At 72.5% G+C, this 12,153-nt stretch carries 7 protein-coding genes and 1 pseudogene; 6 read left to right on the forward strand and 2 right to left on the reverse strand.

The annotated features are described in order from the left end of the window. The 6 genes and pseudogenes from EAO76_RS41985 to EAO76_RS42015 all read left to right on the forward strand — a co-directional run. Positions 1-1,987, forward strand: a 1,987-nt coding sequence (locus tag EAO76_RS41985; protein ID WP_262376212.1) for a WD40 repeat domain-containing protein, incomplete at its 5' end; no start/stop codon positions are given. Between the two features lie 365 nt (positions 1,988-2,352). Continuing rightward, a complete protein-coding gene (locus EAO76_RS41990) occupies positions 2,353-4,533 on the forward strand; it encodes a protein kinase domain-containing protein (protein WP_222872269.1) in 2,181 nt (726 codons plus the stop codon). A 48-nt stretch (positions 4,534-4,581) separates the two neighbouring features. Beyond that, the gene (locus EAO76_RS41995) at positions 4,582-6,846 is read left to right on the forward strand and encodes a protein kinase domain-containing protein (RefSeq protein ID WP_148841484.1); all 2,265 of its coding nucleotides are present in this window, start codon (positions 4,582-4,584) and stop codon (positions 6,844-6,846) included. Between the two features lie 164 nt (positions 6,847-7,010). Then, positions 7,011-7,679 (forward strand): macro domain-containing protein, encoded by a 669-nt coding sequence (locus tag EAO76_RS42000; protein WP_148841485.1) that lies wholly within the window; start codon positions 7,011-7,013, stop codon positions 7,677-7,679. Between the two features lie 124 nt (positions 7,680-7,803). Next, entirely contained in the window at positions 7,804-9,468 is a 1,665-nt protein-coding gene (locus EAO76_RS42005; protein ID WP_262376213.1) for an ADP-ribosyltransferase domain-containing protein, read from the forward strand. Between the two features lie 294 nt (positions 9,469-9,762). Then, a pseudogene (locus EAO76_RS42015) lies at positions 9,763-10,044 on the forward strand (fumarylacetoacetate hydrolase family protein); the annotation flags it as partial. A gap of 253 nt (positions 10,045-10,297) precedes the next feature. On the opposite strand, the gene EAO76_RS42025 reads toward EAO76_RS42015, so the two are convergent. Together EAO76_RS42025 and EAO76_RS42030 are read right to left on the reverse strand one after the other, a co-directional pair. Continuing rightward, the gene (locus EAO76_RS42025; protein ID WP_148841487.1) at positions 10,298-11,497 is read right to left on the reverse strand and encodes an acyl-CoA dehydrogenase family protein; all 1,200 of its coding nucleotides are present in this window, start codon (positions 11,495-11,497) and stop codon (positions 10,298-10,300) included. Continuing rightward, complete coding sequence (locus tag EAO76_RS42030; RefSeq protein ID WP_148841488.1) at positions 11,494-12,090, reverse strand: flavin reductase family protein; 597 nt, start codon at positions 12,088-12,090, stop codon at positions 11,494-11,496. The genes EAO76_RS42025 and EAO76_RS42030 overlap by 4 nt, the downstream gene beginning before the upstream one ends. Positions 12,091-12,153: the final 63 nt, after the last annotated feature.

The raw sequence follows: 12,153 nt of genomic DNA on the forward strand, positions 1-12,153 counted from the left end.
GTGGCGGGTCGGGCAGGTCGTGGACGGGCGTTACGAGGTCGCCCGGGTGCACGAGGGGCGGTGCCTGCGGGAGGTGGCGGCACCGGTCACCCCGAAGGAGGGGTCCGTCGAACTCGGCATCAGCGGCGACGGCCGGTACGCGATCACCGCCGGGCTGTACACCGTGCGGTTCTGTGACCTGGCCGAGGGGCGCTGCCTGCGGGTCTTCGACGCCGTCTTCGACGGCCGCCGAGAAGGGCTGGACCGGATACTCCACTGGCCCAACTCGGTGGGCCTCAGCGGCGACGGACGGGTCGCCGTCGCGGCGTACCACGGCGGGATCGTGCTCGTCTGGGACTTCCCCAGCGGTGCGCTCCGGCTGGTCCTCGACGGGCACGACAGCAGGGCGACGGCGGCGATCGGCCACGACGGCCGACTCGTGCTCGGCGCGGGCCGTACGGACGGCACGGCACGCGTGTGGGACGTGGCGACAGGCCGTTGTGTCCACGTGCTCGACAGTTGTGAACGCGTCCACGGGGCCTGGCTCGCCGCCGATGCGGAACGGGCGGCGGTGGCGGGTGACGGGGAGATCCGGGTCTGGGACCTCCGCAGCGGGCGCGCCCGCGTGTTCCGGGGAGTGGGACGGCTTCCCCGGGTGTCGGTGGCGGGCGATGTGGTGGTGTCCATGGACGTGGACGACACGGTCCGCCTGTGGACGATGGAGGACGGACGGTGCCGGCGCACCCTCCGGGGAAACGGAAGCCGCCTGCTCGCGGCCCATTTCGACCCGGGGACGGGCCTCCTGCGCACCGGCCGGCAGGACGATCGACTGAGCTGGTGGGCACTGCCCGAGCGGTACACCGCCCCGCCCCGGCTGAGCCGACCGCGCCGGCACCCCGAGCTGGACATGTTCCGCAGCAGGGTGGCCGACCTGATGAGCCGCGCCCGGACGGCCGAAGAGCCGCGAACCGCCCTGGAGTTGCTCACCGGGGCCAGGGCGGTGCCCGGGCACGAGCGCGAGCCGGGGCTGCTCGCCGCGTGGCACGGGCTCGGGAGGTCCGCGACCCGGGTGGGCCTCCGCTCCGCGTGGCCCACCGGGGTGTTCGACGCCGGGACCGACGCCGGACAGGTGGCCCTGGGCACGAGCGCCGACGGCCGCGTCGCCGTGTCCGGAGGGGGCGGCGGCAGCGTACGGGTGTGGAACCTGGAGAGCGGAACCCGCAAGCGCGTGACCGAGAAGCGGCCCCACCTGGTCGCCGCCGTCGGGATCAGTGACGACGGGACACGGGCGGTGTACGCGACGGGCACAACGATCGTCGCGTGGTCGGTCCGGAGCGGTGAGCGGGTCACCGTTGTGGACGATCCGTCGGCGCTGGGCGTGACCGCGTTCGACTCGGCCGCGCGGATGGCACTGGTGGCGGGCCATGACGCGCTTCAGCTGTGGAACCTGGACATCGGGGTGTGCGAGCGGAAACTGCCACCGCATCCGAATGCCACCGCACTCTGGTTCGGGCCGGGGCTCGCCGTTTCCGGGGGGAGGGACGGGACGGTGCGGCTGTGGGACCTGAACACCGGACGGTGCGCGCGGACGCTCCGCGGCCACACCAATTGGGTGATGTCGGTCTGCCTGAGCGCGGACGGCCGGTACGTTCTCTCCTCGGGCGGGTACACCGACCGCACGATCCGGCTGTGGGACGCGGCGACGGGCGCGTGCCCGCGCGTCTTCGGCGATGAACCCGACAGCCGGAGGGGGATCGGCTCGGTGCCCGAGGTGCCGTCCAAACGGGTGCGGTTCAGCCCCGACGCGCGCTTCGCCATCTCCGGCGGAAGCGACACCACCGTACGGATCTGGGAACTCGCCACCGGCCGGTGCCTGTGCGTTCTGGAGGGCCACGAAGGGAAGGTGTCGGCCGTCCTGATCAGCCCGGGCGCACGGTTCGCCCTCTCCGCGGGCACGGGCGGGTCGGTACGGCGTTGGGAACCCGACTGGGATCTGCGGGTGCCCTGACACGGCAGCCCGTGTGGGGCCGCGGCCCTCGGAACGGACCCCTTCCGGGCTCGGGAGCGTGGGAACGGTCAGGTGCGGACGCCTCGGCACCGCGGGGCCGGCCGCGGCGTCGACGGGCAGCAACCGGAGGAGAAGGAAAAGGAGTCGGGGGAACCGGAAGCCGCCGCTGCGGCCGTGGGGCGCCCCACGGACAGGTGTGCCCGCCCGCCGCGTCACGGAGCACGTCCACTCCGTGAGCGACAGCCTGCGACGCGGGTCCCACCTGCGGCATGCTGGAACCAAGGGGCCGTTACCCGGAGTTCCGTGCGGGAAGGTCCGCCGGGACGACGGGCCGGCAAAGGTGTGGACAGCAGGAGAGGTGGGCGGTGGCGTCGGTACCGTTGACGGCGGGTGATCCGGTGCGGGTGGGCCGGTACCGGCTGCTGGCCAGACTGGGGCAGGGCGGCATGGGCCGGGTGTACCTGGGCCGTTCGCCCGGAGGACGTGCGGTGGCGGTGAAGGTGGTGCGGGAAGCACTGCTGTGGGACGAGGGGTTCCGGCTGCGCTTCGCACGCGAGGTCGAGGCCGCACGACGGGTGACGGGCTTCTGCACCGCCGCGGTGGTCGACGCCGATCCGTCGGGGAACCCGGCCTGGCTGGCCACGGAGTACGTCCCCGGGCTGTCGCTCCAGGAGGCGGTGACCCGGCACGGGGTGTGGCCGGAGCAGGCGGTACGCGGTCTGGGCGCCGCCCTGGCCGAGGCGCTCGCCGCCGTGCACGCGGCGGACCTGGTGCACCGTGATCTGAAGCCGTCGAACGTGCTGCTGGCGCCGGACGGCCCCAGGGTGATCGACTTCGGGATCTCGGCGGCGGCCGGCGACACCGCGCTCACCGAAACCGGAACGGTGATCGGCACTCCCGGTTTCATCCCGCCCGAACAACTGCGCCACGAGGGTGTCGGTCCGGCCGGTGACGTGTTCGCGCTGGGGGCGGTGCTGGCGTACGCGGCCGCGGGCGTCGGCCCGTTCGGTGGCGGACCGTCCCAGGCGGTCAACTACCGGGTCGTTCACGAGAACCCCGACCTGAGGGGTCTGGCGCCCGCACTCGCGGCGGTGGTGGCCCGGTGCCTGGCGAAGGACCCCCGGGAACGGCCCGCGGTGCCATGGCTGCTGAACGAGTTGGGGCACCCGGAACCCGCCGACGGCGACCGGCACACGTACCGGGGCGCCCCGGCACCGGACGGGGGCGAGGAGAGCGACGGGGGCGTCGCGACAGCCGGATGGATGCCCGCCCCGGTGGTCGACTCCGCCACCCGGATGCGGGACGAGACGCCCACCGAGCCCATGCCCCGGGCGGAGGACGGCAGGCCGGAACCCCCGGCCGACGGTGCGCCGGAGCCCCCGTCCGGCACACCTCCGCGCGCCCGGCGCCGACGCCTGCGGACGGCTCTCGCCACGGCGACCGCCCTGGCCGTCGTCGTGACCGGCGTCGTCGTGTGGCGGGTGTCCGCGGACGAGGAGAAGGACGACTCCCGGCCCGCCGCCCCCGCGAACGTCGAAGAGATCTGGTCCCGGTCCCTGGACGAGGGGCAGACCATGGCCATGGCGACGGAGCGGGCGGTCTACCTCGAGAACAAGGAACGCCACGAGATCACCGCCCTGTCCGTCGCCGGGGGCTCCGATCGCTGGGCCCGCCGGGTCAAGGTCTCCGACGTCTCCGGGGAGAGCGATTACGTGAAGAACACGGTGGGCGACGACATCGAGATCACCGCCGTCTCGGGCGGCCTGCTGTACTACGGCAGCGGCCAGTACCTGTACGCGCTGGACGCGGACAACGGCGATCCGCTCTGGAAGCACATGGACGACTCCTTCCATCCCTCCCCCGTGGCCGTGGGCGGCGCCGCCTACGCGCACATGAACGCCTTCTTCTACGTCCTCGACCCGCGCACGGGGGACGAGCTGTGGAAGCACGTGTTCGAGGGCCTGACGTCCGACGACGTCTCCGTCACCGGTGACACGCTCCTCACGCACGGCAAGAAGGAGCTGATCGCGGTCAACACCCGTACGCGCAAGGAGACATGGATCTACGAGGCCGACAGCGAGGTGGAGACGGCGCCCGTGGCGGCGGGCGGCAAGGTCTACTTCGGGACCAAGGACGGCGCCCTGTACGCCGTCGACGCCGCGTCGGGCGACGAGGCGTGGCGCGGCACCTTCGAGGGGGAGTTGTGGGACGGGCGGCTCGGCGGGGGAGCCGGTGGGCCCGAAGTGGCCGACGGGAACGTCTACTTCGAGAACGACGGCTATGTGTCGGCCTTCGACGCGGACACCGGTCGGGTGCTGTGGCGGAAGAAGCAGAAAACCGACGAGGTGACGTCCCTGACCGTCGTGGACGACACCGTCCTCGTCCATGACTCGGAGGGGTATCTGAGCGCGCTGGACGCCGACAGCGGAAAAACCCGATGGCGGGAACCGGTCGACGTGGACGACGACGCGGACTTCGGGATCGTCGGGAACACCGTGTTCGTCGAGCTGAACGGACGGCTGACCGCCTACCGGGCCGCGACCTGACCCACATGTGCCGTACACGGCCGGAGAACGACGAACGAGGAGGAGCCAGTGCAGGCGTTCGCGCCGCTGGAGGCGGGGGACCCCGCGAGGATCGGCCCGTACCGGATCGTCGGAAGGCTCGGCTCGGGCGGGATGGGCCGGGTGTACCTCGCCCGGTCGCCGGGCGGCCGGGCGACCGCAGTGAAGGTGGTGCACGACGAACTGGCCGATGACCCGTCCTTCCGTGCACGGTTCCGGAGGGAGGTGGCGGCGGCGCGGCGGGTGACGGGCCCCTTCACCGCGTCCCTGGTCGACGCGGACCCGGACGCGGAAGCGCCGTGGCTGGCCACCGCCCACGTGCCGGGTCTCTCGCTGGGAACGGCGGTCGCCAGGCACGGTGCCTGGCCCGAGCGGTCCGTACGGGCGCTGGGCTCCGGACTGGCGGAGGCACTGGAGGCGATCCACCGGGCCGGGGTGGTGCACCGCGATCTGAAGCCGTCGAACGTGCTGCTGGCGCCGGACGGCCCCAGGGTGATCGACTTCGGGATCTCGGTGGCCGCCGACGACACCAAGCTGACGGCCACCGGGGCCGTGGTCGGCAGTCCCGGCTACCTTCCGCCCGAGCAGCTGATCGGCCGTGAAGTGGGGCCCGCGGGCGATGTGTTCGCGCTCGGCGCGCTGATGGTGTACGCCGTGACCGGCACCAGCGCGTTCGGGGGCGGGCACGCGCACGGCGTCAGTTACCGCGTCGTCCACGAGGACCCGGACCTGTCGGGGCTGCCCGGCGAACTCGCCGACGTGGTCGGCCGGTGCCTCGCCAAGGATCCGCTACGGCGGCCCGGAGTGCCGGAGCTCGTCGCGGAGCTGGGCCGGTGGGAGGGGGCCGACGGAGCCAGGGGCACGTTCGGCGGCGCCGCCTGGCTGCCCGAGCCGGTCGCCGACGACGTCATGGCGCTGCGCACGGACCCGCTGCCGGAGGAGACGGGCAGGGCGACGGCGGGCGCGGACCTGCCCACGGTCGGCCCTGCGCACACCGACGTCGCCACCGCACGGCTCGGTGGGCCGCCCGGGCGGCCTTCGTCCGCCGCCCGCCCGGGTGAGTGGATCCGGCAGCGGCGTACGGCCGTTCTTGCCGCGGCGGGCACGTTCGTCGCCCTCGCCGTCGTCGCCGGACTGCTTCTGCCCCGCGCCTTCTCCGGCTCGTCGCGCGGGAGCGGCGGCAGCGGCGGCGGGAGCAGTGCCGGCCCCGCGGCCGTCGCGAAACAGCTGACGGTGCGGGAGGAGTGGCCGTCCGACGAGGACCTGTGGCACCCGGTGGTCGCCGGTGGCAAGGTGGTCGGCGAGGGCCAGGACGGTCTGCTGCACGCGGTGGACACCGACAGCGGCGACACCGCGTGGACGTACGACGACCCGACCGCGTCGTCCCTGGAGGGCGTGGGCGACGGTCTGGTGGTGGCCTCCAGCGACGAGCGGGGCACGATCCAGGGCATCTCCCTGGACAGCGGCAAGCGGGTCTGGAGCGTGGGCGCGCAGGCGCACACGGCACCCGGCACGACGTTCAACCTCTACCTGCGGATCGTGGTGGCCGACGGGACCGTCTACGTGAACGCCCTGTACGACCTCCCCGAGGGTTCGAAACCTTTCGGCAGGTACGCCGTGTCGGCGCTGGACGCGGCCACCGGGCGGCTGAAGTGGACCCGACCGGTCGAGTACGGCCTGTCCGACGCGCTCACGGTGGTGGACGGGGTGCTCTACGGCGGGATGTGGGAGAAGGACGGCTCCTACTTCTACGCCCTGGACGCGGACACCGGGGACCAGCGCTGGCGGTACCGCACACAGGACAGATACGGCGCCGAGGTGACGGCGATCAAGGTGTCGGGGGACACGGTCTACGCCGGCGACAGCCGGGGCGGCCTCCACGCCGTCGACGCCCGGCGGGGCACACGGCTGTGGACCTACAGGCCGGACGTCCAGAGCAGGAAATGGCTCGAACCGCTGCTGGTCACCGACGGCGTGATCCTCGGAGGCACCGGCGAGAACGACAGCACGCCGAGCCCCGGGGACGTGCACGCGGTCGCCGCCGGCTCCGGCAAACCGCTCTGGACCACGCACACGGAGGGCGAACCCGAACTGCACGGTCTGCTGGACGGCTCGGTGCTCTTCAGCACGGAAGCCGGCACACTGCACGCCGCCGACGCCCGCACCGGCAAGTCCCCGGCCGAGACACGTCTGTCGCCGGACGACCCCGACGCGGCCGTCGTCGGCGACCGGGTGTACTTCGACGGCGGCGACGGCCGTCTGCACGCGGGAAGGATCTCCCTCACCGAGAAGTGAGCAACGACCGGGCACGTCCGGCGCGGGAGGCCGCCCGGTCCGGAGGCCGCCCGGCCGTCCGCCGGCACCGGTCGCCTGCTCGAACAACTCCGTCGAACGGCGTTGTCAGTGGCGCACGATAGTTTCGGAGTTGTTCGGGATCACGGGGCGAGAAGGGTGAATTCGTGGGTGTCAGGCATGCGTTGAGAGTCGTCCTGGTGGACGTCAACGACGGGGTGGTGAGGGCTTGGCGGTCCGCGTTCGCGGATACACCGGAGGTCGAGATCAGGTGGGGTTCCCTGCTCGACGTGGACGCCGACGCCTGGGTCTCTCCCACCAACGAGCGCGGCCGGATGGACGGTGGGGTCGACGCCGTCGTCAAGCGGTACCTCGGCGCGGGCATCCAGGTGCGGGTGCAGCGGGCGATCCGTGACCGGTTCGGCGGACGGCTCCCGGTGGGCAGCGCGGTGTGCGTCCCGTCCGGGGCCGACACGCCCCGGTACCTGATCTCGACGCCCACCATGCGCCAGTCGTCGCAGAACGTCAGCGACACGATGAACGTGGCCCTGGCCTGCGCGGCCGCCTTCCAGGCGGTGCATCTGCAGAACCGGGCGAAGCCGGGCAGCATCCGGTCGGTGGCCCTGGTCGGGATGGGCGCGCAGACCGGGAAGGTGCCCGCGAAGGTGTGCGCCAACTTGATGTGGACGGGCTACACCCTCTTCCACGACCACGATTTCGCGGACTACGACGAGTTGCGGGCCACCGTGCTGGGGCAGCTCGACGACATCGAGGGAGCGGGGTCCGCACGGCGGGTCCGGATCAACGTGCCGCAGCGGCCTTCCTTTCGTCACTGACCCGAAGACCTCCCAGGCCGGTGCCGCCCAGGGCGCCGACACCGGCGACGAACCCACCGCAGCTGTTCAGCATGCCGGGACGCCCGTGGAGGCGCCCGGTCCGAGTATGGGGAGTTCCACCCTCGTGAGTGATGCCGACGTGACGGCCGCGGGCGACGCCGGTTCCCCGGCCGGGGATCCGCTGGGACTGGCCGACCTGTTCACCGGTGGCGGCGAGCCGTGGCTGCCGCTGCTCGGACCGGTGATCGAGGCGCAGCCGGGAGCCGCCGACTTCATCGGCCCGAAGCGCAGCCCGGAGGTCGTTCCGGTGCGCGAGCTGACGTTCCAGGCGCTGAAGCCGCATCCGCCGGAGAAGTGGAAGGTGGTCGTCTTCGGACAGAACCCCTATCCGCGGGCGGAGAGCGCGACCGGCATCGCGATGTTCGACAACACCTTCAACGACTGGAAGGACAGCCAGTTCGGCCGGGTCGTGAGCATCCGCTGCCTCATCAAGGCGGCCGCGATGTGGAAGTACGGCATCGTCAAGAAGACCCCGATCGCCGACGTACGCGCCCTGCTGAAGAAACAGGACACGGTTCAGCCGCCCGAGTGGTTCCAGGCGATGCTCACCCAGGGCGTGCTGCTGCTGAACGCCTCCCTCACGGCGAGCGCGGACGGGGCGATGGCCACCGATCGGCACACATCGTTCTGGCGCCCCGTGGCCGAACAGATCGTCGAGGAGATCCTCCGGGCGAAGCAGGACGCGGTGGAGGAGGATGACCGGGGGGTGGTGTTCGCCTGGTGGGGCGCACACGCCCGGAGCCTGAAGAGGGTCGTCCAGCGGCTGGAGAAGAAGTACCCGGGAGTGGAGGTCCGTCACCTGGACCACGCCAATCCGGCCGCACAGGGGGATCTGTTCTGCGAGGGCGACCATTTCGCCCAGGTGAACGACGCCCTGGCGGCGGTGGGGGCCGAGCCGGTCGACTGGCTGCCGCAGAAGGGCTGGGACCAGGGGACGGGCGGAACCGGCGGGCCGGAGGACGGCGTCGTCGCGCAGCGGATGGGGGCGTTCATCGCGTCCACGATGGAGCTGCACCAGCTGTATCTGGAGCGGCTCACCAGCGTCAAGGACGAGGGCCTCGTCCTGCCGCCCGTCACCGGGGTGTTCGACACGCCGCTGATGGACTTCCGGAAGGCTGTCGAGCCGGTCTCGCAGGTGCTCGGAAACCTGGACCGGCACATCGATCTGTCGAGCCGTTTCGGGGAGACGAAGGCCGCGGAGGCGGCGTCCGCGGGCGTCCTGCCCGAGGAGGCCGTGGGCGCCCTGTCGGCCGACGCGATCTCGGCCCTCTACCTGTACACGTGCGAGTCGGGCTTCTACCGCGAGCTCAACGCCGTGCTGCGCTCGTCGGACCGCGAGCGGGTGGCGCCGTACCTGCCGTATCTGCGGCTGCTGTTCTCGGCGATGGCGGCGCTGCCGGCGCAGACGCGCCCGTTGTGGCGCGGGGTGGCGCTGGACCTTCGGTCCCAGTACCCGCTGGGGCGGACGGTGACGTGGTGGGGCGTGTCGTCGTGCACGTCCGAGCTGGGTGTGGCCCGCGCGTTCCTCGGCGGGCGCGGCCGGCGGACGCTGTTCGAGGTGACGCCCGCGCGGGCGGTGGGAATCCGGCGGTTCTCCGCGTTCACCGGTGAGGAGGAGTACATCCTCGCGCCGGGGACGCAGCTGAAGGTGACGGAGGTGAAGGCCGAGCGCGGCGGGCTGTGCACCGTGCGGCTGACCGAGCTGGAGGGAGCCGGCCTGGTGTCGTGACGTCCCCGTGCCCGCGCCCGGTGGGCACGGCCCTCCGGCCTCCGCCGGGCGCGGGCACGGTGCCGACTTCCGGCGCCGAACCCTCCTCGTGTCCGGCCCGGTGGGGCCCCTGCCGTCCGGATCATGGTCGGTGGAGGCCCCACCGGGCCGCCTGCTCCGGCCGGTTCAGGTGATCGGGGTGGTCAGTGTGCCGATGCCGTCGATGGTCACCTCGACCACATCGCCGGTCTTCAGGTACCACCGCGGGGTGCGGGCCCGGCCGACCCCGTGGCCGCCGTGCCGGAGGACCCGGAGATGGACTGGGAGGGCGAACTCGCCGTCGTCGTGGGCCGCACCGCGTACCGGGTGGACGAGGACGAGGCGGCCGGGTGCATCGCCGGATACACGGTCGCCAACGACATCTCCATGCGCGGCTGGCAGTACCGCACCACGGAATGGCTCCAGGGCAAGATCTGGGCCCGCTCCACCCCGGTGGGCCCGGTCCTCACCACGCCCGACGCCTTCGACCCCGCCACCGCGACCCTGTCCACCACGGTCAACGGCACGACGGTCCAGGAACACCCGATCGCCGACCTCCTCTTCACCCCCGCCCGGCTGATCGCGTACATCTCCACCGTGCTCCCCCTCCGCCCCGGCGGCCGGGATGCGGCGCCCGTCGGCGTCGGCCGCGAGCCGGCGCCAGTTCTCGTTCCGCAGCAGGGCGCCGAGGTCGGCGTGGCCGGGGATCTCGGTGAACGCGTCGCCGTCCAGGCGTGCCGCGACCGTCCCGTCGGCGGTGCGCACGGTTGCCAGTTTCATGTCCTTCTCCTTCTCCTCCCGCAGGAAGTCTTCAGGCGTCGAGGGCGGAACGTCCGGGGACGATCAGGTCGAAGAATCCCCAGTGCGCACCGGCGGGCAGGGTGCCGGACAGCATGCGGCCGCACTTCTGCGTCACGATGTGCGAGGAGCCCCGGTGCTGGCTGCCGGCATGGCTGTCGCGGAAGAAGCGTTGCAGCACCCCGTCCCGCATGACCCGCGCTCCGGCGAACCGGTGCACGAGTTGGCTGATCTCCACCGCGGTCCGGCCGGCGAGGCTGCAGGCGAGGCGGGACATCGTCTCCTGCTCGTCACTGAGGCGCGCCCCGGTCGAGAGCGCCGACTCGTTCTCGCGCCATGTCTCGCGGAGCAGCGCCATCGTGCCGCGGACGTGCGAGAAGTGGCGGGCGAACTCGCCGAAGAACTCGTCGCTGGTGACCGGGGACTCCTGCGCCGGGTCCTTGCGCAGGGTCAGCTCGCGCAGCTCGTCGAGCATGCGCCGGCCGACCCCCTGGGACCAGGCGGCCTGGTGCAGGCCGGCGGAGAGGGCGGGGCTCAGCCGGTTCGCGGGGCGGCCCCGGCGGACGTTCCCGGGGCCGATGCCGTACACGTACGCGTCCTCGACCAGCACGTCCTCGGCCCGGTAGTCCAGGCTCGCGGTCGCGCGCAGCCCCAGCATGTCCCAGTTGTCGCTGATCCGTACGGCGGACCGGGGGACGAGACAGACCACCCGTTCCCCGGTCCCCTCGACCGTGGCGGAGAGGTTGAGGTGCGTGGCCATGGATATGCCGGGGGCGAACTGCCAGACGCCGCTGACCCGGCAGCCGCCCGTGACCCGTACGGCCCGGCCGGTGAACGACGTGGACTGCCCCGCCACCAGCGGGTCGGCGCCGTCGGCGAAGAGCGCGGCCACGGCCTCGTCGCCCAGGTGGGCGGCAGCGGTCGCGGTCTCGCTCGTCAGGGCCCGGACGAGCCAGCCCAGTGAGGCGTCCGTGTGGGACAGCTTCTCCATGACCTCCAGGACCTGGAGCGGGGAGGCGTCCAGGCCGCCGAGTTCGGCGGGCACGGTCAGCTTGAGGACTCCGCTGTCGCGCAGGGCGTCCTGGACCGCCGGCGTCGGGCGGCGCAGCCGCTCGCTGTCGGGGGCCTCGCCCAGCAGAAGGGGACGGATGGCGTCCAGCCGTGCYAGGAGGGCGGGGACGTCGGCGGGTGCGGGAGGGGTGGGGCCGGTCACGGTCGGTTCCTTTCGGACCGGACACCGTTCTCGGTGCCGGCCTCGGATTCCTGGGCCAGCGCGCTCCACTGGCCGCGGTAGAAGAGCAGTGGCCGGGCGTCGTCCTGCTGGCCGTAGGCCGTCACCCGGCCGAGTACCAGGACGTGGTCCCCGCCGTCATTGGCCGCCCAGGGCGTGCACTGGAAGTAGGCGGGCGAGCCGCCGATGCGCGGCGCGGGGCCGTCCGTGATCCAGTCGACGGGCCGGTCCTGGGGCCTGCCCGCGAAGTGGAGCGCGGTGTCGAGCTGGTTGTCCCCGAGGACGTTGACCGCGAAGGGCCGTTCCAACAGGTGGTTGAGGGCGCGCGAGGTGCGCTGCATGGACACCAGCACCAGCGGCGGGTCCAGGGACACCGAGGTGAAGGAGTTCACGGTGACGCCGTAGTGGGTGTTGCCCGACCGGTAGGTGAGGACGACGACGCCGGTGGCGAAGTTGCCCAGGGTGTTGCGGAGTTGGCGGGGATCGGGGAGCGGGGGACATGCGGCGTCCGACGCGGGCGGTACGGCGTCGGCGGCCTTCTCGTAGATCTCGGCGTCCCACATGATGTCGGTCATCGGGGAACCTCCTGGACGATTCGTGGGGCCCCGTGCACGGGGCCGGAACGGGCGGGGAAGGGA

It is taken from the genome of Streptomyces sp. sk2.1 (assembly GCF_008120935.1).
Taxonomy (GTDB): domain Bacteria; phylum Actinomycetota; class Actinomycetes; order Streptomycetales; family Streptomycetaceae; genus Streptomyces.